Source organism: Halorubrum sp. SP9, assembly GCF_005435015.1.
GTDB classification, from domain to species: Archaea; Halobacteriota; Halobacteria; order Halobacteriales; family Haloferacaceae; genus Halorubrum; species Halorubrum sodomense.
This window is the reverse complement of record NZ_SGXU01000013.1, coordinates 71,090-95,460: the sequence shown is the minus strand read 5'-3', so window position 1 is coordinate 95,460 and position 24,371 is coordinate 71,090. Positions and strand designations below refer to the sequence as shown.

24 protein-coding genes are annotated in these 24,371 nt (G+C 70.3%); 10 read left to right on the top strand and 14 right to left on the bottom strand.

Annotated features, from left to right (window positions below):
- Nucleotides 1-96 precede the first annotated feature (96 nt).
- Nucleotides 97-1,788: a globin-coupled sensor protein gene (locus tag EXE45_RS09695; protein ID WP_241989455.1), complete on the top strand. Its 1,692-nt coding sequence runs from the start codon at nucleotides 97-99 to the stop codon at nucleotides 1,786-1,788.
- 33 nt (nucleotides 1,789-1,821) lie between these two features.
- Here EXE45_RS09695 and EXE45_RS20435 read toward each other — a convergent pair whose 3' ends face one another.
- A complete protein-coding gene (locus tag EXE45_RS20435) occupies nucleotides 1,822-1,992 on the bottom strand; it encodes a hypothetical protein (protein WP_167603349.1) in 171 nt (56 codons plus the stop codon).
- Between the two features lie 84 nt (nucleotides 1,993-2,076).
- Nucleotides 2,077-2,382, bottom strand: a complete 306-nt coding sequence (locus EXE45_RS09690) for a MazG nucleotide pyrophosphohydrolase domain-containing protein (RefSeq protein WP_137694203.1) — start codon at nucleotides 2,380-2,382, stop codon at nucleotides 2,077-2,079.
- A gap of 113 nt (nucleotides 2,383-2,495) precedes the next feature.
- Here EXE45_RS09690 and npdG point away from each other — a divergent pair, with 113 nt between their 5' ends.
- Nucleotides 2,496-3,164: an NADPH-dependent F420 reductase gene (gene npdG, locus EXE45_RS09685; RefSeq protein ID WP_137694202.1), complete on the top strand. Its 669-nt coding sequence runs from the start codon at nucleotides 2,496-2,498 to the stop codon at nucleotides 3,162-3,164.
- A gap of 549 nt (nucleotides 3,165-3,713) precedes the next feature.
- A complete protein-coding gene (locus tag EXE45_RS09680) occupies nucleotides 3,714-4,556 on the top strand; it encodes a polyprenyl synthetase family protein (protein WP_092920840.1) in 843 nt (280 codons plus the stop codon).
- A gap of 50 nt (nucleotides 4,557-4,606) precedes the next feature.
- Here EXE45_RS09680 and EXE45_RS09675 read toward each other — a convergent pair whose 3' ends face one another.
- The 6 genes from EXE45_RS09675 to EXE45_RS09650 form a co-directional block, all read right to left on the bottom strand.
- Nucleotides 4,607-5,761, bottom strand: a complete 1,155-nt coding sequence (locus tag EXE45_RS09675; RefSeq protein WP_137694201.1) for a multicopper oxidase domain-containing protein — start codon at nucleotides 5,759-5,761, stop codon at nucleotides 4,607-4,609.
- Between the two features lie 170 nt (nucleotides 5,762-5,931).
- On the bottom strand, nucleotides 5,932-7,002 hold the full coding sequence (locus tag EXE45_RS09670) for an ABC transporter ATP-binding protein (protein WP_092920838.1): 1,071 nt from the start codon (nucleotides 7,000-7,002) through the stop codon (nucleotides 5,932-5,934).
- On the bottom strand, nucleotides 6,999-8,357 hold the full coding sequence (locus EXE45_RS09665) for an ABC transporter ATP-binding protein (RefSeq protein ID WP_241988359.1): 1,359 nt from the start codon (nucleotides 8,355-8,357) through the stop codon (nucleotides 6,999-7,001). The genes EXE45_RS09670 and EXE45_RS09665 overlap by 4 nt, the downstream gene beginning before the upstream one ends.
- Nucleotides 8,354-9,373, bottom strand: a complete 1,020-nt coding sequence (locus tag EXE45_RS09660) for an ABC transporter permease (protein WP_092920837.1) — start codon at nucleotides 9,371-9,373, stop codon at nucleotides 8,354-8,356. The genes EXE45_RS09665 and EXE45_RS09660 overlap by 4 nt, the downstream gene beginning before the upstream one ends.
- Nucleotide 9,374: 1 nt before the next feature.
- A complete protein-coding gene (locus EXE45_RS09655) occupies nucleotides 9,375-10,367 on the bottom strand; it encodes an ABC transporter permease (protein WP_092920836.1) in 993 nt (330 codons plus the stop codon).
- A 36-nt stretch (nucleotides 10,368-10,403) separates the two neighbouring features.
- Nucleotides 10,404-12,023, bottom strand: a complete 1,620-nt coding sequence (locus EXE45_RS09650; RefSeq protein ID WP_137694200.1) for an ABC transporter substrate-binding protein — start codon at nucleotides 12,021-12,023, stop codon at nucleotides 10,404-10,406.
- 195 nt (nucleotides 12,024-12,218) lie between these two features.
- On the opposite strand from EXE45_RS09650, the gene EXE45_RS09645 reads away from it, so the two are divergent.
- The 7 genes from EXE45_RS09645 (at nucleotide 12,219) to EXE45_RS09615 (ending at nucleotide 20,005) form a co-directional block, all read left to right on the top strand.
- Entirely contained in the window at nucleotides 12,219-12,674 is a 456-nt protein-coding gene (locus tag EXE45_RS09645) for a hypothetical protein (RefSeq protein ID WP_137694199.1), read from the top strand.
- Between the two features lie 132 nt (nucleotides 12,675-12,806).
- Complete coding sequence (locus EXE45_RS09640) at nucleotides 12,807-13,520, top strand: phosphoribosyltransferase family protein (RefSeq protein ID WP_092920833.1); 714 nt, start codon at nucleotides 12,807-12,809, stop codon at nucleotides 13,518-13,520.
- Between the two features lie 127 nt (nucleotides 13,521-13,647).
- Complete coding sequence (locus EXE45_RS09635; protein ID WP_092920832.1) at nucleotides 13,648-15,033, top strand: NCS2 family permease; 1,386 nt, start codon at nucleotides 13,648-13,650, stop codon at nucleotides 15,031-15,033.
- A 68-nt stretch (nucleotides 15,034-15,101) separates the two neighbouring features.
- Entirely contained in the window at nucleotides 15,102-16,553 is a 1,452-nt protein-coding gene (locus EXE45_RS09630) for a glycerate kinase (RefSeq protein ID WP_137694198.1), read from the top strand.
- A 20-nt stretch (nucleotides 16,554-16,573) separates the two neighbouring features.
- On the top strand, nucleotides 16,574-17,632 hold the full coding sequence (locus tag EXE45_RS09625; protein WP_137694197.1) for an ornithine cyclodeaminase family protein: 1,059 nt from the start codon (nucleotides 16,574-16,576) through the stop codon (nucleotides 17,630-17,632).
- 75 nt (nucleotides 17,633-17,707) lie between these two features.
- Nucleotides 17,708-18,208, top strand: coding sequence for a dihydrofolate reductase (locus tag EXE45_RS09620; RefSeq protein ID WP_137694196.1), 501 nt, complete (start codon nucleotides 17,708-17,710; stop codon nucleotides 18,206-18,208).
- A 138-nt stretch (nucleotides 18,209-18,346) separates the two neighbouring features.
- On the top strand, nucleotides 18,347-20,005 hold the full coding sequence (locus EXE45_RS09615) for a histidine kinase N-terminal 7TM domain-containing protein (protein ID WP_137694195.1): 1,659 nt from the start codon (nucleotides 18,347-18,349) through the stop codon (nucleotides 20,003-20,005).
- A gap of 25 nt (nucleotides 20,006-20,030) precedes the next feature.
- On the opposite strand, the gene EXE45_RS09610 is transcribed toward EXE45_RS09615, so the two are convergent.
- From EXE45_RS09610 to gatB, 6 genes are all read right to left on the bottom strand, one after another.
- Nucleotides 20,031-20,804: an RlmE family RNA methyltransferase gene (locus tag EXE45_RS09610; protein WP_092920827.1), complete on the bottom strand. Its 774-nt coding sequence runs from the start codon at nucleotides 20,802-20,804 to the stop codon at nucleotides 20,031-20,033.
- 153 nt (nucleotides 20,805-20,957) lie between these two features.
- The gene (locus EXE45_RS09605) at nucleotides 20,958-21,464 is read right to left on the bottom strand and encodes a hypothetical protein (protein ID WP_137694194.1); all 507 of its coding nucleotides are present in this window, start codon (nucleotides 21,462-21,464) and stop codon (nucleotides 20,958-20,960) included.
- A 77-nt stretch (nucleotides 21,465-21,541) separates the two neighbouring features.
- Nucleotides 21,542-22,030: a GNAT family N-acetyltransferase gene (locus EXE45_RS09600; protein ID WP_137694193.1), complete on the bottom strand. Its 489-nt coding sequence runs from the start codon at nucleotides 22,028-22,030 to the stop codon at nucleotides 21,542-21,544.
- The gene (locus EXE45_RS09595; protein WP_092920824.1) at nucleotides 22,027-22,260 is read right to left on the bottom strand and encodes a ubiquitin-like small modifier protein 2; all 234 of its coding nucleotides are present in this window, start codon (nucleotides 22,258-22,260) and stop codon (nucleotides 22,027-22,029) included. The genes EXE45_RS09600 and EXE45_RS09595 overlap by 4 nt, the downstream gene beginning before the upstream one ends.
- 57 nt (nucleotides 22,261-22,317) lie before the next feature.
- Nucleotides 22,318-22,635, bottom strand: coding sequence for a hypothetical protein (locus tag EXE45_RS09590; RefSeq protein WP_137694192.1), 318 nt, complete (start codon nucleotides 22,633-22,635; stop codon nucleotides 22,318-22,320).
- A 32-nt stretch (nucleotides 22,636-22,667) separates the two neighbouring features.
- Complete coding sequence (gatB, locus tag EXE45_RS09585) at nucleotides 22,668-24,155, bottom strand: Asp-tRNA(Asn)/Glu-tRNA(Gln) amidotransferase subunit GatB (protein ID WP_092920822.1); 1,488 nt, start codon at nucleotides 24,153-24,155, stop codon at nucleotides 22,668-22,670.
- Nucleotides 24,156-24,371 lie beyond the last annotated feature (216 nt).

Here is a 24,371-nt window from a genome sequence, read left to right as displayed (position 1 = left end):
CCGATCGTCCGTCCCCGAGCCGCCCCGCTGATCCCCGGTATCGCCGGTGAGAAGCACGGGTCACCATTTATATAACCCAAGCAGAGAAGCTTCGGTATGGCTACATCCGGAGAGTACGGCCGGGACGACTTCGGCCGGGGCGGCCTGAACGAGGGGCTCGACGCGTCGGAACTTGTCGACGAGATCGGGCTCGACGCCGACGAGATCGCGTGGCGAAAAGAGTTCGTCGGCTTCGACGCGGAGGACGAGCGGCGCCTGAGCCGGTACGAGGACGCATTCGCGGAGAACGCCGACCAAGTAGCGGACGACTTCTACGAGAACCTCACCGGCCACCAGCAGACGGTCGACGTGATCGGTCGGTCCGAGAAGGGTATCGAACAGCTCAAGCGGACGCAGTCGGCGTACCTCGTGACGCTCGCCGGGGGCGAGTACGGCGAGGAGTACTTCGAGGACCGGGCGCGGATCGGGAAGATCCACGACGTGCTGGAGATGCCGATGAAACACTACCTCGGCCAGTACGGCGTGTACTACGACCTCATCCTGCCGATCGTCGGCGACCGCCTCGCGGACTCGCTCACCGACCGGCTGGCCCCCGACGCCGCCGGTGAGACGGTCGACGACGCGACCGCGGCGGCGGTCGAGGAGGAGGTCGACGACGCGATCGAGGACCTGCTCTCTATCCTCCGGATCGTCAACCTCGACATGCAGGTCGTCACGGACACGTACATCCACTCGTACAGCGAGAAACTCTCGGCGGCGATCGAGCAGAACGAGCGGCTGATGGCGGACGTGGAAGAGGAGGTCGAAGAGCCGATCGCCGACCTGCGCGAGTCGGCGAGCGACGTCGCCGACAGCGCCGCCGAGGTCGGCGACGCGGCCGAGGACCAGTCGCGGCGGGTCGCCGAGGTCTCCTCGGAGGTGGCGAACCTCTCGGCGACGGTCGAGGAGGTTGCGTCGACCGCCGACGAGGTCGAGCGGACCAGCGGTCGGGCGGAGACGCTCGCGGAGGACGGGGCAGACGCGGCCGACGACGCCGCGGCGGCCATGGACGACATCGGTGCCGCGGTCGACGAGGTGGCGGAGGACGTCGAGACGCTTCAAGACCGGGTCGAGGAGATTGACGAGTTCGTCGACGCGATCAACGGCATCGCCGACCAGACGAACCTCCTCGCGCTGAACGCCTCGATCGAGGCGGCGCGCGCTGGGGACGCCGGCGCCGGCTTCGGCGTCGTCGCGGACGAAATAAAGTCGCTGGCGGAGGAGTCGCAGGGCCACGCGAGCGACATCGAAGCGATGGTCGAGGGCATCCGCACCGACACCGATGAGACCGTCGAGAGCCTCTCGGAGACGACTGTCCGGGTCGACGAGGGGAGCGAGCGCGTCGACGACGCGACCGAGAGCCTCACTGCCATCGCCGAGGCGGTGACGGAGACGGCGAACGGGATCGACGAGGTCTCGGACGTGACCGACGAGCAGGCCGCCGCGGCCGAAGAGATCGCCGCGACGGTCGACGGGGTGGTCGAGCAGTCGAACCGGATCAGCGAGCGAATGACAGGGTTGGCCGAAGAGAGCGAGCGGCAGTCGGCGGCGGTCGAGACCCTCGAGCGGGCCGTTCGCCGGTTGACCGCAGACGGCGGCGGGCCTTCCGCGGCGTCTCGCACGGACGGCGGGCGGTCGGTGCCGGCCGGGCTGCCGGAGGGGATGCCGCAGTTCGTGATCGACCGTCTCTCCGACGAGGAGTTGCGGGCGATCGCGGCCGGAGAGCTGGAGATGGATGACCTGCGGTAAGTCGACGGCGGCGTCCCGCCCCGCAGGCCGGGGTCAGGGGGAGAAGTAGGCGTCCGGCCCGCGGACGCTCCGAAGCTCGCGGACCCGCCGGGCGCCACACCGGCCGCAGGCGGCCGGCTCGTCGGTTTCGTCGGGCTGCGCGAACACCGTCTCGCAGGCGTCGCAGACGATGTAGCGGAGTGCGAGCGACGGAGTCTCGGCCATGGGGTCGGGTAGGTGGCCGACGCACTTGAACCGACACCCCCGGAGCGTCGCTGCCGCCTCGAGCCGGCCTCGTCGCCCAGGACGCTATTGCCCCGAGCCGGCATCGCCGGTCGACTCGATCCGCGCCTCGTACTTCGCCAGCGCCTCGGCGAGCGCCTCGTCGGCGTCGACGTCGGCTGCCTCGGCGAGCGCGAGCAGCGCGAACAGCGCGTCCCCGATCTCGTCGGTCGCGATCGAGGCGGCGTTGGGGTTGCGTCCGTAGTCGGTCGAGGTTGTCACTTCCTTCGCGATCTCGCCGACCTCGCACTCTAAGTCGAGAGCGTGGTACGCGAGGTCGGTCTTCAGTCCGTACTCATCGATGAACGCGGCGACGCGGTCCTGATCGTCCATAGAAGTCGCCTCCGCGCGATCGGTCAAGAGTCCCCCGCTGTCCGGTCGCCTTCGGTCGTGGCGAGGACGGCCGGTCGCGCAACCCATAAGCCGCGAGCGGCCCCACAGATCGTATGAAAATCGCCATCTTGGGCGGCACCGGCGACATCGGCGAGGGACTCGCGCTGCGGCTGGCGGCGGACACGCCCCACCGGGTCGCGGTCGGGTCACGAGAGGCCGAGAAAGCCGAGACCAAGGCCGAAGAGTACACCACCGAGCTGGAGAGCCGCGGGCTCGACGCCGCGGTGACGGGCGGCGAGAACGCCGCGGTCGCCGCCGACGCGCGGGTCGTCGTCCTCGCGGTCCCGCCGTACCACGTCGGCGACACCGTGGAGGCGGTGGCGGCGTCGCTGGACGACGGCGACGTACTCGTCTCGCCCGCCACGGGGATGAAACGCGACGAGGAGGGGTTCCACTATCACAAGCCCGGCGCGGGCTCGGTGACGAAGATCGTCGCGGACGCGGCGCCCGAGGGCGTCGCCGTCGTCGGCGCGTTCCACAACCTCGCGGCCGCGCGGCTCGCGAACCTCGACGCCGAGTTGGGCGTCGACACGCTCGTCATCGGTGACGACGAGGACGCGAAACGGACCGTCGCGGACGTCGCGGAGGGGATCGAGGGGCTGCGCGCCCTCGACGCCGGCGGGATCGCCAACGCGCCCGAGATCGAGGGGCTCACGCCGCTCCTCATCAACGTCGCCTCGAACAACGACGGCCTCCACGATCTGGGCGTGCGGTTCGAGTAGACGGTCGTTCTGAGCGGGAGTTGCTTATAAATGAACAGCCGGGCGTTCAGCGTGGCTTATAAACGGGACCGGGCGGCGGCGACGGTCGCCGCTCCGGTGATCGATCACTTATAAATAACTGAACCCAGATCGACATCTGACACCGCCAAATCCTCATCCGCTCGCTTATAAATAACTGATTGTAGCTCGACGGTGAACACCGCCAAAGCCCCAGTCGCGAGGACGCCGCACACTCGTTGCGCTCCTCGGTCGCTCACTGCGTTCGCTCCCTGCGGTGCTTACGTCGTCTGCGGCGTCCTCGCGACTGCCCCTTTGAGCCCCGCCCCGCACGGCACCGCCCCGCCCCTCACGCCTCCCCAGCCTCGTCGCTGGCGCCGTCGGCGCCAGCGACTCCCTCGCGCTTGCTGTCTCGCGGCCGCCGAGGGCGGCCGCTCGCAGGCACGCGCCGCCGCAGTAATAGGGATAAGTGGCGTCGTCGCCGTCGCCCGAATCCGGCGCTCGGCGGGCGTTCCGTTAGGCCTTTGCGCGCCGGGACCCTCCGAACGGTAGATGGAGTACTTGCAGCGTCGGGTCGGGCTGGTCGAAGACCGGATCGAGTCGGTCATCGACGACGTCGAGCCCGACGAGCTGTCCGAGGAGGTCGGCCACGTCGTCCTCGCCGGCGGCAAGCGGGTCCGCCCCGCGGTGACCGTCCTCGCCTGCGAGGCGTTCGACGGCGACCCCGAGCAGGCGGTCGACTTCGCGGCCGGCATCGAGTTCGTCCACAACGCCTCGCTCGTGATCGACGACATCATCGACCGCTCCGAGGTCCGCCGGGGCACCGCCGCCGCGTGGGCGGAGTTCGGCTACGGCCCGGCGATCATCGCCAGCGACGGCCTGCTCGGCGAGGCGTTCGCGCTGTTCTCCGCCGACCCGCGCGCGATGCGCACCGTCGCCGAGGCGATGGTCGAACTCGGGGAGGGCGAGGCGACGGAGCTCGCGGCGCGTCCGAGCACCGAGGCGGAGTACATGGAGCTGGCGCGCCGGAAGACGGGCGCGCTGTTCCGCGCGGCCGCCGAGCTGGGCGCGGTCGCGGGCGGCGCCGACCCCCACGCGATCGACTCGTTCGGGGAGTACGCCGAGCGCGTCGGCGTCGCCTTCCAGATGCGCGACGACGTGTTGGACGCCACCGCCGACGCCGACGACCTCGGCAAGCCGACGGGACAGGACGCCGAGATGGACCGGCCCTCGGTGCTCCAGGTCACGTCGCTGTCGCCGGAGGAGATCGACGAGCGCGCCCGGGCGGAGTCCGAGCGGGCGCTGGCCGCGCTCGACGATGCGGACCCGCCGGAGACCGAGGCGATCGAGTACCTCCGCGACCTCGCGGAGTTCGTCGTCGTGCGCGAGCGGTAGGCGGAGAGCGGTAGGAGAGAGCAGTCCGCGCGGCCCGCCGTACGCGGACCTCAGAGCTCGTAGCCCGCCTTTCCCATGAGGTCCGCGAACACGTCCGAACCCATCGCCTGCTCGTAGACGATGGCGGTGAGCATCCCGCCGGGGTAGATCCCGTCGTTCTGGACGTGATCGACCTTGTGACAGTGCATCGGGTAGATGCCGGGATCCGCGTTCGCCTCGAACTCGACGGTGTACCGCTCCGCGGGCGCGACGTTCACCACGTCCTCGGGGAGCTGTAACACCTCGGGGTACTCGGCGCCGTCCTTCTCGACCGTGCGGAACCGGTGGTTGTGCGTGTGTATCGGGTGGGCCATGAACCCCGCGTTGACCAGGTGGAGCCGCACCGTGTCCCCCCGGCTGACGACGATCGGCGAGCCGTGGTCCGGGTTGAACGTGTACGGCGCGACGCGACCGTTGATCGTGAACGCGTCCGGCCGCCGGTTCTGGATGTCGTAGGCGGCGTCCTCGCCGCCGTACGACCGGGAGAGCCGCGTGTCCCAGTCCTTCAGCGTCATGAACTGCTCGACGTCGGCCGCCTCGTACCCCTTCGGATCGATCCGGAGGATCCCGTACATCCCCATGTCCATGTGCATCGGGGTGTTGAAGTGGCAGTGGTAGAGGTGGGTGCCGGGCACGTCCGCGCCGATCTCGTAGGTGTGCGTCTCGCCGGGCATCACGGTGAGTCCCGTCGTCGACGGGACGCCGTCGTCCTTCCACGACTTCGAGACCCCGTGGAAGTGGAGCGTGTGGGGCATCTCCCCGTCGGTGTTGTCGAGCGTGATCGACAGGTCGTCGCCCTCGGTCGCCCGGAGGACCGGCCCGGGCACGCTCGGCGTCCCGTCGTCGGCCTGGAACGCCCACGTCACCGGCATCTCGACCGGCCCGCCCAGCGAGCCGCCGGGGTGGGCCGCGTGGCGGGCGTGGACCGTGCGCAGCGTCACCTCACGGCCGCGCTCGTCGAGGTCGACGACCTCCGGCGAGCCCGTCTCGGGGAGCGCGGGCTCCTCGTCGTCGGTCTGCGTCGGTCCCGCACCGTCACCGGTCGCGGCGGTGGTGACCGTCTGGCTCATACAGCCCGCCAGCCCGGCGACGCCCGAGAGCCCAGCCGCCTGAAGGATCGTTCGCCGCGCGAAGCCGCCGTCGGAACCGGAGTCACTGTGCGTCATGTCTCAATCGAGGGGAAGCGGCGGCATAACCCGGTCGCGGCTTCTCGCCTCGGGGTACGACTGACGAACTTGTTCGGGGCGTAGCATATAAACGAATCGGCGGTCGCGAAGACGTTCGGTCGGCGACGGTCGCGGCCGGCGGCTCGGGGGGACCGCGGCGACGCCGGCGCTCAGTCGTCCGCCGGCTCGCCGGTGTCGGCCGCTCCCTCGGCCGCCTCGTTCTGGCCGATCGGATCGCTGTCCCAGTACGCGTGACCGTCGTCCGCGCGGAAGCAGGCGGCGGTCCGGCCGTCACCCACGTCGTATCCCGGCGGCGCCGACTCCCGGCAGGCCGCGCGCGCCTCCGGACAGCGCGTGTGGAACCGACAGCCCGCGGGCGGGTTCCGCGGCGAGGGCACGTCGCCGTGGAGCGTCTCGAACTCCTCGTCGCGGGCGTCCGTACTCGCCCGCGGGACGCTCGATAACAGCGCCCTCGTGTACGGGTGCGCGGGGTCGTCGAATATCTCCTCGACCGGGCCGATCTCGACGATCTCCCCTAAGTACATCACCGCGACGCGGTCGCAGACGTGCCGGACCACGCCGAGGTTGTGCGCGATGAAGAGGAACGTGAGCCCGAAGTCCTCTTGCAGGTCTTCGAGCAGGTTGAGGATCTGCGCCTGAACGCTCACGTCGAGCGCCGACACCGGCTCGTCGAGGACGACGAAGTCGGGGTCTAAGGCGAGCGCTCGGGCGATCCCGATCCGCTGGCGCTGGCCGCCGGAGAACTCGTGGGGGTACCGGTCGATCTGGTCGGCGGAGAGGCCGACGCGTTCGAGCAGGTCCCGCGCGGTCTCGCGGCGCTGGGCCTTGTCGGCGATGTCGTGAATTCGGAGCCCCTCCGTGACGATGTCTCCGGTGGTCATCCGCGGGTCGAGACTGGAGAACGGGTCCTGGAACACGATCTGCGCGCGCCGCCGGAACTCCGTCAGTTCCTGCGACCCCATCCCGCGAACGTCCGCACCGTCGAAGGCGATCTCGCCGGCGGTCGGCTCCCGGAGCCGCAACACCGTTTCGCCGGTCGTCGACTTCCCGCAGCCGGACTCGCCGACGAGCCCCAGCGTCTCGCCCTCGCGCACGTCGAAGGAGACGCCGTCGACCGCCTTCACGCTCGCCGACTCCTCCCCGAGCAGGCGGTCGAGGAGCGACGGGTCGTCCGCGTAGTACTTCTTCAGTCCCTCGACGGAGAGCAGCGAGTCGCTCATTCGTCGTCACCTCCGTCGGTCGCGGCCGCGGCACCGTCGTCGGGACCGGCGGCGTCGCCGCCCCCGCCGAAGTAGTCGTCCCGGAGCGCGTCCGCCGGGTCGTACTCGCGGGCCGCGAGGACGCACTTGACGCCGTGGTCGGCCGCGGCGTCGACCGTCGCCTCGGCCGGCTTCTCGAGGCAGGCGTCCATCGCCTTCGGACACCGGTCCGCGAAGTAACACCGGTCGTCCATCTCGGCGTCGACCAGGCTCGGGACGTTGCCCGCGATCGGCTCGAGCCGCGCCCGCGGGTCGTCCACGTCGGGGATCGAACCGAGGAGCCCCCGCGTGTACGGGTGAACGGTCTCTTCGAACACCGAGTCGAGCGTGCCGCGCTCGACGACCTCGCCCGCGTACATCACGCAGACGCGGTCGCACATCTCCGCGATCACACCGAGGTCGTGGGTGATGAGGACGACGCTCATCCCGCGCTCCGCCTGAATCTCTTTCAGCAGGTTCAGGATCTGCGCCTGGATCGTCACGTCGAGCGCGGTCGTCGGCTCGTCGGCGATCAGCACGTCCGGCTCGCCGGCGAGCGCCTGCGCGATCATCGCGCGCTGGAGCATCCCCCCGGAGAACTGGCCGGGGTACTCGTCGACGCGCTCCTCCGGGTCGGGGATCCCGACCTGCCCGAGCAGTTCGACCGCCCGGTCCATGCTCTCCTCGCTCGTGTAGTCGCGGCCGGGAACGAGCCCGTCGAGCAGGTACTTCCCGAGCCCGTACCCCTGGGTCCGCGAGCGCGTCGAACGGGGGTTCGCCCGCGCCCGGCGCTGGACCTCGACCGCCTCGGCGATCTGCTCGCCGACCGTGATCGAGGGGTTGAAGCTGCTCATCGGGTCCTGGAAGATGACGCTGAAGGAGGGGCCGCGAAGCGACCGCCGGACGTTCGCCGGCACGGTCCGGAGGTCGACGTGGTCGCCGTCGACCCGCACCGCCTCCGCGTCGCTGAACTCCTCCGCGAGGTCGCCGTCCCGGTACCACACCTCGCCGGCGGTGATCCGGCCGGGGCTCTCGACGAGGTCGACGAGCGACAGCGCGGTCACCGACTTGCCGGACCCCGACTCGCCGACCACGCCGAGGATCTCGTCTTCCCGGAGGTCGAACGACACCGACTCGACCGCGTTGATCTGTCCCTCCTCGGTGAAAAAGCGCGTCGAGAGGTCGCGGACCGACAGCACGTCGTCGGCACTAGGAACCCCGGTCGGAGTCGCCTCGCCGGGGGGAGCGGCGCCGAGGCCGTCGGCCGCGTCGCCGTCGGTCGCCGCGGAGGACTCGCTCCCGGCCGGATCGCCGCCCGGCCGCCCGGCGTCGCTCATGCGGCACCCCCTTCACCCTCGATGCCGGGGTCGAGCGCGTCGCGGAGCCAGTCGCCAAGCAGGTTGATCCCGATCACCGACAGCATGATCGCGAGCCCGGGGATCGAGGCGATCCACCACTGCCCGGAGGAGACGTAGTCGCGCCCCTGCGCGATGTCGAAGCCCCACGAGAGCGTCGTGCCGGAGAAGCCGAGGAACGACAGCGAGCTCTCCAGGAGGATGATCGCCGCCACCTGTACGGTCCCGAGGACGATGATCGGCGTGATCGCGTTCGGCAGGATGTGCCGGAGGATGATCGTGTTGTTGTCGGCGCCCAGCGCGCGCGACGCCTTCACGTACTCCTGCCCGCGCAGGGAGAGCGCCTCCCCGCGGGCGACCCGGGCGAACCACACCCAGTTGACGAGGCCGACGACGATCACCACCGTTATCGGCAACACGAAGGTCTCGGGCATCTCCGGCGCGAGCCCGGCGGCGACGAACGGGTCGGGGATATCCACCGCCGCGCGGCCCCACAGCCCGATCAGCGCGACCGCCAACACGAGCGAGGGGAACGCGAGGCTGACATCGGCGATCCGCATCAGCACGTCGTCGACGCGGCCGCGGTGGTAGCCGGCGAGCAAGCCGACCGGAACGCCGATCGACGCCGCCAGCAGCGTGCCGAGCACGCCGACGACGAGCGACGTCCGAGCGCCGTACACCACCCGCGAGAACATGTCGCGGCCGAGCCCGTCGGTGCCGAACACGTGGTCGGGGTCGGCGGTGATCTCGACCTCCTCGGTGACGGTCCGGATCTCGCCGTCGACCATCTGCGAGGAGGTCCGCTCCTCCGTCTGCGAGAAGCCGATCGGCGGCAGCTCGCTCTGGTTGAGCTGTTGGTCGGTCGGGTTGTGGGGCGCGATGAACGGGGCGAACACGGCGGTCAGCACGATGACCACCACCAGCGCCAGCCCGAGCTTCGCGAGCCCGCTCCGTTTGAACTCCTTTTTGAGATTTCGAATGACACGTGACGAGACCATATTAGTCGGTGATTACCTCCGGGTCGAGATACGCGTACACCACGTCGACGAGGATGTTGACGAGGACGAAGCTCGTCCCGATAACGATGAGACTGCCCTGTAGCGTCGGCCAGTCCCGGGTGTTGATGCTGTCGATGACGAGCGTGCCGAGTCCGGGCCACGAGAACACCGCCTCCGTGATCACGGCGCCGCCGATCAGCGTCCCGAGCTGTAAGCCGAGAACGGTGATCACCGGGATCAGCGTGTTCCGGAGCGCGTGTTTGTACCGGATCAGCGTCCGGGGGAGTCCCTTTGCCCGCGCGGCCTGGACGTACCCCTTGCTCAGTTCGTCCAGCATCCCCGACCGCGTCAGTCTGGTGATGAGCGCCATGAAGTACGTGCCGAGGGCGATAGCGGGCAGCGTGATGTACGCGAGCCAGGCGAGAAGCGTCCCGAACACCGGCGCCGGACCGACGACCGACTGCGCGACGTCGACGACGGTGACGCCGCGACCGCTGGTGTTGAACACGTTGAACTGCACGGCGAACACCAGGATGAGCATGATCCCGAGCCAGAAGTTCGGGGTGGAGATGCCGCCGAGCGACAGCAGCGTCGCGCCGTAGTCGACCGGTTCGTTGCGGCGGGTCGCGCTGACCACGCCGAGCGGAATCGCGAGGACGATGGCGACGACGCTGGCGGCGACCGCCAGCTCGACCGTCGCGGGGAGGCGACCGAACACGAGCGTCGCGACGTCCTGGCCGCGGATGTAGGAGAACCCCATGTCGCCGCGAAGGAGGTCGAAGACGTACTGGCCGTACTGGACGTACAGCGGCTGGTCGAGCCCTAGTTCGGCGGCGATCGCCTGTCGCGTCTCCTGCGAGGCGTCGAGCGGCGCGACCGCGTTGATCGGGCTGCCGGGCGTGACGAACCGGAGCGCGAACACGACGGTGACGACGCCCCAGACGACGCCGATCCCTTGGAGGCTTCTTTTGAGTGCGAATCTTCCGAATGACATTACTGAGGATGTAGAGCGGTGAGGGTGGGGATCGCGTTACTGTTGCGTGGCGGTGTCCGGGTCGATGAACTCGTCGGCCCGCGGCTCCCAAGAGATATCGCTGGAGACGCCGTAGACGCTGAACTGCTGGTGCATGAACACCCACGGCGCGAGGTCGTGGGCGAGCTGGTTCGCCTCCTGAAGGATGTCGACTCGCTCGTCGGAATCCCGGGTCGTCTCCGCCTCTTCGAGGAGCCCGTCGAGCTCGTCGTTTTTCAGGACCGTGAGCGCGCCCTCGGAGGAGAGCAACGGCGTCAGGGTCTGGCTGCCGTCGAACTCCGCGTTCCCCCACCCGAGAAGGGTGAAGTGCGGGCGGTCCTCGATGCTCGGCGCCGTGACGTCCTGGACGAGCGAGGAGAACTCGCGCTGCTGCAGCTCACAGGAGACGTTCGACAGCGAGTCGATCTGGTTGGCCGCCGCTTGCGCGATCTCGACGTCGCGGAGGTAGCGCCCGATCGGCGTCTGAAGCGTGATCTCCGCGCCGGCGTATCCCGACTCCTCGACGAGCCGCTCGGCCTCGGCGGGGTCGTACGGGTACGGCTCGATGTCGGGGTTGTAGCCGACGTGGCCCTCGAGAGTCGGCTGCGCGGTGAGGTTCCCGAAGCCGTTGAGCACGTTCTCGATGATGCTCCCGACGTCGACCGCGTGGTTCATCGCCTGCCGGAACTGCTGGCTGGAGAACGGCTCCACGTCGTAGCGCATCTGGAGGAAGATGATCCGCGCGCTCGCCACGGAGTTGATCGTCGCGACGTCGGAGCTGTTCACCCGAGAGACCTCGTTCGGCGGGACGTTCGTCACGATGTCGGCCTCCTCCGCGAGCAGCTGGTTGACCCGCGTGCTCGACTCGCTGGAAGCGCTCATGGAGAGCTCGTCGACCGCCGGCGCGCCGTCCCAGTAGTCCTCGTTCGGCCCGTAGCGGACCACGTTACCCGACTGGTACTCGGTGAGACGGAACGGCCCCGTTCCGTTGGCGTTCCGGTTGATGTAGTCGCTGCCGTGCTCCTCGACCCACGACTGCTGCATGACGTCGCCGTTCGTCGCGAACAGCTGGAACGCGATCGGATTGTACCCGTCGAAGGAGACCGTCACCTCCCCGTCGCCGGTCGTGACCTCCGAGACCGGGCCGAGGTCGTTCGTCTGCGGACTGACGATGCCGACGTCGTTGAAGGCGATTCGACGGATGCTGAACCGGACGTCCTCCGCGGTCAGGTCGTCGCCGTTGTGGAACGTGACGCCGTCGCGCAGGGTGAACCGGACGCTGCCGTCGTCGGTGCGCTCCCACTCGTTGGCGAGGCCGGCGATGATGCCGCCCTCCTTGTCGCGGTCGAGCAGGCCCTCGTACATCTGCCCGGTGATGATCTCGGTGTTCGTCTCGGCGTGGTCCTGCGGGTCCAGCCCGGAGTCCATCTGGCCCATGGTGACGCCGAGTTCGAAGGTGTCGCCGCCGGAGCCGCCGTCCGACCCGCCGCCGTCGGAGTTGTTCCCGCCGCCCGTTCCGTCGCCGCCGCCCGACCCGCCGCCGTTGCCGGAACAGCCCGCGAGTCCGACCGCACCGGCCGTTCCGGCGTACTTGAGCACCGTCCGCCTGTCGACGTGATCATCGCTGTCAGTAGGCATAGGCGATCTCAAACGACAGAGCGTTATGAACCTACCGGCAGAGAGTGCCCCTACCGCGCCCGTCTGCTAGCGATCCGTTGACAGGAGCGAGTCGCGATCGGTGCGACGGCCAGCAGGGATCGGAGCGTGACGAGAACCGACGGGGACCGACCGGGACCGACGCATATGTACGGGTGCGGCCGGTAGCCGCGGATCGTGAACGGAACCGATCCCGGACCGCGATGGGGAGCCGTCGAGGACGACGCGGAGTCGACGGCGGCGGCGTACCGAGAGCGGGGCTGGACCGCGATCGCGGGGCATCCCGGCGACGTGAATCCCGTCGACGACGACGCCCGGATCGACGTGCTGTTGCCCGAGTCGGAGTTCGACGCGGCGCTTTCCGCGGTCGACGACGCCGCGATCGACGGCGTCGACGTGTACGCCGGCGCCGCGGACGGGGTCGCGTACCGGCTGGTGGTCGCCACCGACGAGGCGGCGGCGGTGGCCGTCTGCGTGCCGACGTACCTCGCGAGCGACGACCTCGCCGCGCTGCGCGCGGCCGCCGAGGCGGCGGGGGCGCTTACCGTCCGGCTGCGCCCCCTCGACGACCGCGACCACGTCGAGATCGCGATCGACGAGCCCGCCGTCTTCTTCGACGCGCCCGAGGCGTGAGGCGGTCGTGAGGATCGGCGTCGAGGTCCGTCGCCCGCCGTCCGAATCCGCGGCCGTGTGACGCACGCTCGTGGATATTCACGCCGCACGCGACTTCGACGTATTCATAGTTGTGCGATCGCGATCATCCGTATGAACCGCGCAGAGAAGGCGGCCCTCCAGCTACAGGCGGTCGCCGTGTTGCGGATGTTAAAAGAGACGCGAACGTACGAGGAGTTGTCCGACGTGACCGGACTGCCGGCGGGCGACCTGAACCGGTACGTGAACGGCCACGTGCTCCCCGGCACCGAGCGAGCGAGCGAGGTCGTCGAGTCGGTGGGGCGGGAGGCGCTCGCCGACGAACTGGTCGCGCGCGTCGAGTTCGACGACGAGGGGTACGTCGACAACTCCGAGGTCGTCTTCGACCAGTCGTTCCTCGACCTGGTGGCGCCCGTCGCGGCGGAGACGTTCGAGTTCGAGTCGCCGGACGTGGTGTTGACGGCCGCGACCGACGGGATCACGCTGGGAGCGGCGATGGCCTCCTTCTTCGACGCCCGCCTGGCGTACGCGAAGAAGTCGAAGGAGACCGCCGTCGAGGAGTTCATCGAGTCGCGCCAGCGGCTCGCCTCCGGCATCGAACTCACCTATTACCTCCCCGCGAGCGCGGTCGACGCCGGCGACACCGTCCTCGTCGTCGACGACCTGATCCGCTCGGGCGAGACCCAGGAGCTCCTCTTGGACATCGCGCTCCAGGGCGACGCCGACGTTACCGGCGTGTTCGCGCTCATCGCCGTCGGGGACGAGGGGATGGACCGCGCGCGAGCGATCACCGACGCCCCGGTCGGGGCGCTGACGACGTTCGAGTAGCCACGTTCGCGCATACTCTCCGCGAAAAAAATCCGCTCAGGAGGCATTTCGATCCACGTATACGGATCGTGATCCGGCTCGTTCAGCAAGGCTTATCAGTCGATCCCGGGGAACACTCACCCGTTCAATGGGTCTTTCAGACAGGCTGGCCGCGCGGTTCGACGTGGAGTCGCACGGGTCGGACGTCCGCACCGAACTGGTCGCCGGGCTCACGACGTTCCTCGCGATGTCGTACATCATCGTCGTGAACCCCGCGATCCTCTCGGAGGCGATCCAGATAGAGGGGTACGGGCCGGGCGAGGTGTTCCAGATGATCGCCATCGCGACGATCCTCTCGGCTGCGATCGGGACGGCCGTGATGGCGCTGTACGCCAACCGCCCGTTCGGGCTCGCGCCCGGGCTCGGGCTCAACGCCTTCTTCGCGTACACGGTCGTGCTGGGGCTCGGCGTCCCGTGGCAGACGGCGCTGGCCGCGGTGTTCGTCGAGGGCGTCCTGTTCATGGTCCTGACCGCCGTCGGCGCGCGCGAGTACGTCATCCGGCTGTTCCCGGAGCCGGTGAAGCGCTCTGTCGGCGCCGGTATCGGCCTGTTCCTCCTCTTCATCGGCTTCCAGGAGCTCCAGATCGTCGTCCCCGACGACGCGACGCTCGTCACGCTGGGCGGGATCTTCGGGAACCCGTGGGCGATCCTCGGGGTGCTCGGGCTCGCCTTCACCTTCGGCCTCTGGGCGCGGGGGATCACGGGCTCGATCGTGCTCGGCATCCTGACGACCTCCCTCGTCGGCTGGGGGCTCACCTTCGCCGGCGTCTTCGACCGCGGCACGGTCACGGCGGCTCCGGGAGCCCTCCCGGCCCCTCAGTACGACATCACGCCGCTGGCGGGCGCGTTCGTCGACGGGCTCGGACAGATCGATCCGCTCACGTTCGTCCTGGTCGTGTTCACCTTCTTCTTCGTCGACTTCTTCGACACCGCCGGGACGCTCATCGGCGTCTCGCAGTTCGGTGACTTCCTCGACGACGACGGCGACCTCCCCGACATGGACAGGCCGCTGATGGCCGACGCGGTGGGGACGACCGCGGGCGCGGTCCTGGGTACCTCCACGGTGACGACGTATATCGAGTCGTCGACGGGCGTCGAGGAGGGCGGCCGGACCGGCCTCACGGCGCTGGTCGTCGCGCTCCTCTTCGTCGCGTCGCTCGTCCTGATCCCCGTCGTCGCCGCCATTCCGGCGTACGCCTCCTTCATCGCGCTGATCGTCGTCGGCGTGATGATGCTCCAGGGGCTCGTCGAGGTCGACTGGAGCGACCCGGCGTGGGCCGTCTCGGCCGGGCTCACCGTCACCGTGATGCCGTTCGCCTACTCCATCGCGGACGGGCTGGCGGCCGGGATCGTCGCCTACCCGCTGATCAAGCTCGCGATCGGCGAGGCCCGCGACGTCGACCCCGGGCAGTACGTCATCGCGGCGCTGCTCGCGGCCTACTACGTGCTCCAGACCCGCGGCGTCATCCTCTGAGGCCGACGTCGCGTTTCGGCCCGACCGAACCCTCTTGACGCGGCGGGTCGCATACCGACCGAGAGACGATGTCCGACGCGACAGACGCCGCCGCCGATTCCTCCGTGACCGTGGCCGACCGCGAGCGACACGCGCGGGACCCGGTTCGTCGGGTCGCGCTCGACTGCGTCGTCGCCGGAATCGAGGCGGCCCACCCGCAGAGGGTCGTCGCGGACGCGCTCGCGCTCGACGACGGCCGGCTGTCCGTCGCGAGCGTCGACGGCGCGACGACGACCCGCGACCTCGACGAATACGACCGCGTGCTGGTCGGCGGCGCGGGCAACGCGGCGGGCCACTTCGCGGCCGCGGTCGAGCGCCTGCTCGGCGACCGGATCGACGACGGCGCGGTCGTCACGGACGACCCGGTCGAGACCGAACGGATCGCAGTCCTGCCCGGCGACCACCCGACGCCGAGCGATCGGGGCGTCGAGAGCGCCCGGCGGGTCCGGGCGATCGCGGCCGACGCCGGCGAGGCCGACCTCGTGATCGGCCTGATCACCGGCGGCGGGAGCGCGCTGCTGGCCGCGCCCGCGACCGGGATCGGTCTCGACGACCTCCGCGCGACGACCGAGGCGCTGCTGGCGAGCGGCGCGACCATCTCGGAGATCAACGCGGTCCGGAAACACCTCTCGGCGGTGAAGGGCGGCGGCCTCGCCCGGGCGGCCGCGCCGGCCGACGCGCTCGGACTCGCGGTCAGCGACGTGACCGGCGACGACCCGGCCGTGATAGCGAGCGGTCCGCTCTCGCCCGATCCGACGACCTACGCGGACGCGCTGGCGGTCCTCGACCGGTACGGGATCGACGCGCCCGCGGCCGTGACCGACCGGCTCGAACGCGGCGCCGCGGGCGAACTCGCGGAGACCCCGGGACCGGGCGACCCCCCGTTCGACGGCGCCGGCGTCGACGTCCGAATCGTCGCGAGCGCGCGAACGGCCCTGAACGCGGCCCGCGAGGTCGCCGCGGAGCGTAGGTACGACCCGCTCGTACTCTCCTCGCGGGTGCGCGGCGAGGCGCGGGAGGCCGCGAAGACCCACGCGGCGGTCGCCGAGGAGTGTCGGGCGGCCGGCGAGCCGGTCGAACCGCCCGCGCTCGTCCTCTCGGCCGGCGAGGTGACGGTGACGCTCGGGGAGGAGCACGGCGAGGGAGGGCCGAATCAGGAGTTCGCGCTGTCGGCGGCGGTCGAACTCGACGCCGCGGGGCCGGACGGTGCGGGAGTCGCCGTCGCGAGCGTCGACACAGACGGGGCCGACGGCGCCACGGACGCCGCGGGCGCGCTGGTCGACGACCGGCTCGTGGACGGCGGTCGCGACGGGTCGCTGGACCCCGGATCGGCCGCGAGGGCGCTCGACGCGCACGACGCGTACCCGACGCTCGACGAGGCGGAGGCGCTGCTGCGGACCGGGCCGACCGGGACGAACGTCAACGACCTTCGCGCGGTCGCGATCGGGTCGGGCGAATCCCGTTCGGAAGGGACTAAGTGACGGCCGGCGAATTTTGCGACATGAAGACGCTGCTCCTCAACGCGGACGACGTCGACGAGAACGCCGAGATGGACCGCGTGATCGACGCGGTCCGCGGCGCGTTCACGGCCTACGAGCGCGGCGACGCGAAGATGCCGGCGAAGTCGTACGTCGACCTGCCCGAGTACAACGGCGACTTCCGGTCGATGCCCGCCTACCTCGACGTGCGCGAGGAGGACGTCGCGGAGGAGACGGCGAGCGGCGAGGGGTGGGACGCCGCCGGGATCAAGTGGGTGAACGTCCACACCGACAACCCCGCCGACCACGACCTCCCGACCGTGATGGGGACGATGATCTACTCGGACCCGGAGACGGCGTTCCCGCTGGCGATTCTCGACGGCACGACGCTGACGATGAAACGGACCGGCGCGGCCGCCGCGGTCGCGACCGACTACCTCGCGGTCCCGGACGCGACCTCGCTCGGGATCGTCGGCGCGGGCGTCCAGTCGTACACGCAGCTCGAGGCGATCGCCGCGGTGCGCGACATTGAGGAGGTCGTCGTGAGCGACCTCGACGAGGCGCGCGTCGCCGACTTCGTCGACGCCTTCGAGGACCGGTTCGACGTGCGCGCCGGCTCGGTTTCGGAGGCCGGCCACTGCGATATCCTCTCGACGGTGACGCCCGTCGAGACCCCGATCGTCGGCCGCGACGACGTGGGCGAGCACACCCACGTCAACGCGATGGGCGCGGACGCGGCCGGGAAACACGAGCTCGCGGACGACCTCCTCGTCGACGCCACCGTCGTCATCGACGACCACGAGCAGTGCACGCACTCCGGCGAGATCAACGTCCCCTACGCCGCCGGGACGCTCACCGACGACGACATCTACGGCGAGATCGGCGAGATCGTCGTCGGCCGTCGCGCGGGCCGCCCCGGCACGCCGGGGACGGTCGCGGACGCCGACGGCGTGCGCGGCGTCAGCGTCTTCGACTCGACCGGCCTCGCGATCCAGGACGTGGCGGCCGCGCGCGTCGTCTACGAGCGCGCCGACGAACTGGACAACGGCTACCCGTTCGACCTGCTCGGCCTCGACGGCTGACGGAAGCGGAGTTCGCTCGGCCGCGACGACCGCGCCCGACGCGCCGCTTTTCCCCCTCCGTCCCGTACCCGGCCCGTGAAACTCGTCAGCATCGCCGCCCTCGCGGAAAACCGGGTGATCGGGAGAGACGGCGAACTACCGTGGCCACACATCGAGGCGGACGTCAAGCAGTACCGCGAGCGCGTCGCCGGGTCGCCGGTGATCCTCGGTCGTCGCACCTTCGACTCGATGCGCGACGACCTCCCCGGGAGCCGCCAGATCGTCGTGAGCCGGAGCGTCGAGAGCGTCGGCGTCCCGACCGCGACGGTCGCGAACGGGGACGGGACCGCGATCGACCTGGCCGGTGAGGCCGCGAGCGAAACCGGCGTCGACACGGCGTACGTCCTCGGCGGCGGCGGGATATACGACCTCTTCCAACCGCACCTCGACGGGATGGTCCTCAGCCACGTCGACGGCGCCTACGAGGGCGACACGCGCTATCCCGAGTGGGACGAATCCGAGTGGGAAGTCGCGGCGGAGACCGCGTACGACCGGTTCACCCTGCGCGAGTGGGTCAGGTGCGGCAGGGCGAACTGAGGCTTCGGGTCCCGACCTTCCCGATACTGCCCTCGATATATACTCCTAATTACAAGTAAGAGAACATATCAATTCGGCATCAGTACCCAGGTTATGCGACCGTATTAAGTTGATCCTGTTCGTCACGTGTATCATTCAATGGTGCTGTGGTGGGTCGTCAGTCTGTTCGCCCTCTCGGGGGGCACCTGTTTCGCGGCCGCGTTCCGCGGGTCCCGCCTGCGGAACGGCGACGCCAGACGCGGGCTCCGTGCGCTCCTGATCCTCGTCGGCGTGTGGGCGTTCCTCCAGGGGGGCGTCCTGCTCGCCGCCGAGGAGCCGACCGCGGTCGCGCTCTACACCCTCGCGCTGACCGTCGGCTTCGCCACGCCGTTCGCCTGGTGCTACTTCGCGTCCGCGTACGCCGGCCGCGACTACCACCGCCGGACGCGGTATCGGCGGGCCGCCGTCGCGCTCTACGTCGCCGTGGTCGGACTGAAGCTCACGAACCCGGTCCACGGTCGGTACTTCGACGCGGCGCTCCGGACGGAGCCCGCCCGGCGGCTCGTCGTCGAGGAGGGGGCGCTGTACTGGGGATCGTTCGCGCTGGCGTACGCGCTGTCGGCCGGCGGCTTCTACCTGCTGTACCGGCTGTTCCGTCGGTCGGAAGGGTCCACGTGGACGCTGGCCGGGGTGTTCGCGGCGACCGGACTCGCCGTCGTGCCGAACGCGGTCGCGCGCGCGGCGCCGAGCGTCCTCCCGCAACTGAGCTACGAGCCGCTCGGCGTCGCCGTCTTCGCGGTCGGGAGCGTCTACCTGGTCGAGGACACGTTCCTCGCCGTCGAGGAGACGGCGACGCGCTCGTTCGTCGAGCGCACCGCCGGCGCCGTCCTGATCCTCGACACCGACGGGCGAGTCCGCGACCACAACGAGCGCGCGACCGAGCTGTTCCCGTCGCTCGCCGACGACGCGGACCGCATCGAGGAGCTCTCTCCGAGCATCGCTGACGAGTACCGCGACGAGCGGCCGACCCTCATCGACGTCAGCGACGCCGACGGCAGCGACCGGACCTACTGCGTCACGAGCGAACCGCTCGCGGTCGGCGGCGTGGAGTTCGGGTGGGCGCTGCTGGTCCAGGACGTGACCGCCATCGAGCGGCAGCGCGAGCAGCTCGATCGCCACGAGGAGCAGCTGGGAGACATGGCCGGCGCGATCGCTCACGAACTGCGGAACTCCGTGGCGGTCGCCGACGGCCATCTCGCGGAGGCGGCGGATCGGCTCGACGGCGGCGAGGAGGCGGCCGCGGCCGAGTCGGTCGCGGTGGCGCGCAGCCGAGTCGCTCGGATCGGCGGCGTCGTCGAGGATCTCCACACTCTCGTCCGGTACGCGCGCGACACCGACGAGCCGTCGTTCGTCGAGTTCGAGGCGGCCGTGACCGACGCGGCGACGGCGAGCGGCGCCGACGTCGACGTGGTGGTCGAGGGGGATGGGCAGATACTCGCGGCTCCGACCCGACTCAAGCAGCTGTTCAAGAACGCGTTCGAGTTCGCCGCGTTCAACGACGCGACCGCGGTGACCGTCTCGCTGACCGACGACGGGTTCGCGGTCGCGGACGACGGTCGGTTCACCGGGGACGACGGGGGATCGCTCCTCTTCGAGTACGAGAGCGCCGAGCCGAGCGCCGAGGCGGGCATGGCCCTGCCGAACGTCCGCGCGCTCGGTCGCGTGGAAGGATGGGCCCTCGAGCCCGACCTCGACTACGACGAGGGCGTCAGATACGTGCTGCGCGGCGCGACCGTCGAGCGGGACGCGTCGACGTGACGCGCCAACGAGCGAGCGGGGCCCCTCAGTTCCCGTCGACGCGCTCCGCGAAGCCGAACCGCGGCTTCACGTCGGTGACTTCGACCGTCAGCGTCTCACCGACGTCGCCGTCGACGAACAGGGTGTAGCCGTCGACGTAAGCGATGCCGTCGCCCTCGTCGCCCGACTCCTCGATCGTCACCTCCACCCGGTCGCCCTCGGCGACCGGCGCCTCGGTGTACCCCTTCGCGACGAGGTACACCTCCGAGGAGGCGTCCCGCGAGGCGGGCGGCGAGACGGTCCGAACGTACTGGAACGACGCCGCTACGTCGTCGCGGAAGGCGTCGAGGTCCTCCCCCTGGAACACCTTTACGACGAAGTCGCCGCCGGTCGCGAGCAGCTCGTCGGCGGCGTCGAGCGCCTGGCGCGCGAGGTGGACCGACCGGGCGTGGTCGAGGTTGTACTCCCCGGTCATGTTGGGCGCCATGTCGGAGAGGACCGCGTCCGCGCCGTCCTCACCGACCGCTTCCCGCAGGTAGTGGCGGGTGCGCTCCTCGGTCATGTCCCCGCGGATCGTCTCGACGTCGTGGTCGTCGAACTCGTCGATGCGCTGGAGGTCGACGCCGACGACGGTGCCGCCCTCGCCCACCTCCTCGGCGGCGACCTGGAGCCAGCCGCCGGGGGCGGCGCCGAGGTCGACCACGGTGTCGCCGGGGGCGAGGATGTCCGACTCCTCGTCGACCTGTTTCAGCTTGTAGGCGGACCGGGCGCGGTACCCCTGCTGTTTGGACCGGTTGTAGTAGTCGTCTTTGCCGCTCATGTCTCGATCACCGCGGCTCGGAAGGGAGTCGCCGAAATCGAGGGCGAAGTAGCGCTCATACCCGTAACGACGGGGGCGACCGGGAAATGAACGTCGAATGCGGGCGCGGGCCGTCTCCGCGGTCGGGTTCGGCGGGAGGCCGGCGGCGGGCGGCTACTCGCGGTCGGGTCGCAGCCACCCCGCGACCCGTCCGACGCCGGACGCGACCGCGGCGAGGAGTCCCCGTCCGTCGCTCGGCTCCGACGCGGCGGCGTCCGTTTCGGACGAGCGGTCGGGCGCCCGTCGGGCCGCGACGATCGACTCGTAGTTGTCGATCACCTGCTGGCGCTGCCGCTCCTTCGACTCGACGACCCGTTCGAGCGCCTCGACCTCCGCTTCGAGCGCGGCCACCTCGTCCGTGAGCGCCCGGACCCGCTCGGCCGGCAGGTCGCGGTCGGGCGGCAGGTCGCGTTCGGCCGCAGACAGATCGCGTTCGGCCGCGGACAGATCGCGTTCGGCCGCGAGGGCGTCGTCGCGGACGCGTCGGTCGCCGGGACGGCCGCCGGCGTTCGAGCGGGCGCCCGCCGACGCGGTCGGTCGGAGCCGGGGACCGTCGATCGAGTCCACCGCTTCGACATCGATACTACCGGAGTCGAGGGAACCGGACGCTGAGGGCATCATCTGTGGAGATCATGTGTACACATACCACAGTAAAAAGGTCAGTCAGCCGCGAGTCGGACGCGCCGCTTGCGATCGGTTCACGCCGAGTCGCGGCCGCCCACCGACAGTTTCCCGTCGAGGCGATCAGGGCTTTGGTCCGCGGCGTCGCTCCCCGCTCCCGCCGGCCGGATCGTGAACCCGAGGCCCTCGTAGAACGCCCGCAGATCGGCGTCGAACCGAGCGGTGACGGCGTCGACCGCGGGATCCGACCGGGCGCGACCGACCGCGCCCGCGACGAGCGCGGAGCCGATCCCCCGACCGCGACGCGCCCGTCTGACCGCGACGGCGTCGACGTGAAGCCGGTCCGGGTCGGGACGCACGGCGACCAGCGCGCCGACGACCCCGCCGGTCCGCGTCGAGCGCGCCACGAGGGCGTCGCCGGCCGCGATCCGGTCGTCGACGGCGTCCGCGTCGGTCTCCAGCATCGCGGCGTCGAGAATTCGAAGCACGTCGAGGCGGTCGTCGGGGATCGCGGGCTCGACGGTCACGTCGTCGGGCGGGTCTGGCAGATCGTACTCTTCGGTCACGCGCCGCCGTCCGTCGCGTCGCCGTCCGTCGCGCCACCCTTTATCAATCGGAGGACCCGGACCTCGTCGGCGTCGACGACGCGGTCGCCCGGGACCGGCGAGCCGTCGACCAGCGCCGACGCCTCCTGCGGGTGGTAGCCCGCCTCGCGGATCAGGTCGTCGTACGTCGCGTCGGCGGCGAGGCTGTACTCCTCCGTCCCCTCGCCGACGACCTCGACGGTCACGTCCATGAGCGCCGTAGCGGGCGGGGCGGCGTCAATCGCACGGTTCGAGCGGCTCCCCGACGGTCACTCCGTGGGAGGCTCCGCGCGGCCGTTCCACGTCCAGAGGAACCACGCGACCGCGGCGCCGATCGCGACCGTCACCAGCAGCCCGGGTCGAGGGACCGCGCCGATCCATGCGTCGACGACGAGCAGACCGGCCGCGGCCGCAGAGACGACGAGGACCGCCGCCGCGTCGCGGGCGAGTTCCGCCTCGCGATCGGGCGGGAGACCGCCGTCGTAGCCGGCTATCAGGCCGACCTTCCCGCGGGCGTGGATCGCCCACGCGAGCAGGAGGAGCAGGGCGACCGCGTGGCCGATCACGACGGTATCGACGATGGCCATTGAGACGGGAACGCGTTCGCGGCGGCCGCGGCTCAGCCGTCCAACTGTTCGCGGAGCAGGCCGTTCACCTGTCCGGGGTCGGCGCTGCCGCCGGTCGCCTGCATCACCTGGCCGACGAGGAAGTTGATCGCGCCCTCGTCGCCGTCGCGGTAGTCGCTCACGGCGTCGGGGTTCTCGTCGATGGCGGCCTCGACGGCGGCCTCGACCTCGCCGCTCTCGGCTTTCCCCAGCCCCTCGCGCTCGATGACCGTCTCGGGGTCGTCGCCCTCGTCGAGCATCTCGCGGAGGACGACCTCCTCGGCGTTCTTCACCGTGAGCTCGTCGGCGGCGACCAGCTCGATCAGCCGCGTGAACTCGTCGAGCCGGCCCTCGACGTCGGTCACCTCCATCTCGCGGTAGTTGAGCTCGCCGAGCAGGTTGTCCGCGACCCACGTCGCGGCGAGGTCCGGGTCGAACTCGCCGGCCACGTCCTCGAAGAAGTCCGCGACCGCCTTCGTGGAGGTGAGCTTCGAGGCCGCCTCGCGGTCGAGCCCGTACTCCTCGCGGAAGCGCTCGCGGCGGGCGTCGGGGAGTTCCGGGATCGCGATCCGCTCCTTCCAGTCGGCCACCTCCAGCGCGGGGAGGTCGCCCTCGCGGAAGTAGCGGTAGTCCTTCTCGGCCTCCTTCGAGCGCATCCCGACGGTGACGCCGCGGTCCTCGTCCCAGTGGCGGGTCTCCTGTTCGATCTCGCGGCCGCGCCGGAGGACGTTCTCCTGGCGGGTGACCTCGTAGGCGAGCGCCTGCTCCGCGCCCTTGTGACTGGAGATGTTCTTCACCTCGGCGCGGTTGACCTCGTCGAGCGCCTCGGCGTCGATCGTCCCGTCGTCCGCGACGTGCTCGTCGGGGACGAGGGAGACGTTGGCGTCGACGCGCAGGCTCCCGTCGCGGCCGGGGTCGAACACCCCGAGGTACTCCAGCACCTCCTCCAGCTTCGCGAGGAACGCGCGCGTCTCGGCCGGCGAGCGGAAGTCCGGCTCCGTGACGATCTCCATGAGGGGGGTCCCCGCGCGGTTGTAGTTGACGAGGGTGTGGGTCGCGGACTCGATGGAGCCGCCGGCGTGCTGGAGGCTCCCGGGGTCCTCCTCGAGGTGCGCGCGGGTGATCCCGATCGTTCGGGGGTCGCCGTCGACGCGGACCTCCAGCTCGCCCGCCTGGCAGATCGGCGCGTCGTACTGGGTGAGCTGGAAGTTCTTCGGGAGGTCGGGGTAGTAGTAGTTCTTCCGGTGGAACGTGGTCGTCTCGGGGATGTCGGCGTCGATCGCCTTCCCGATCTTCACGGCGGCCTCGACGGCGCCCTCGTTGAGGACGGGGAGCGCGCCCGGCAGCCCGAGACAGGTCGGACAGGTGCGCGTGTTCGGCGCCTCGTCCTCGGCGGGCTCCGTCGAGCAGCCGCAGAAGATCTTCGTGTCGGTCTCGAGCTGGACGTGGACCTCCAGCCCGATCACGACCGTCCGGTCCGCCGTCGCGGCCTGCGTGCTCATTACCGGTCCGTTGTGAGCGGGCCGCCTAAATCGTGTCGGGACGACGGCCGCCGAGGCGGGCGCCCGGCGGGGCTCTCGATTTCGAGAGCCCGGAGGGAACGGTTATCAATGGGCCGTTCGTACCTCGCGAAATGAGTGAATCGATGATCTGTGGACGCGCCGAGCCGGACGGTGCGAAGGGCTCCCGCCGGGCGCCCGACCGAGCGCGCGAGACGA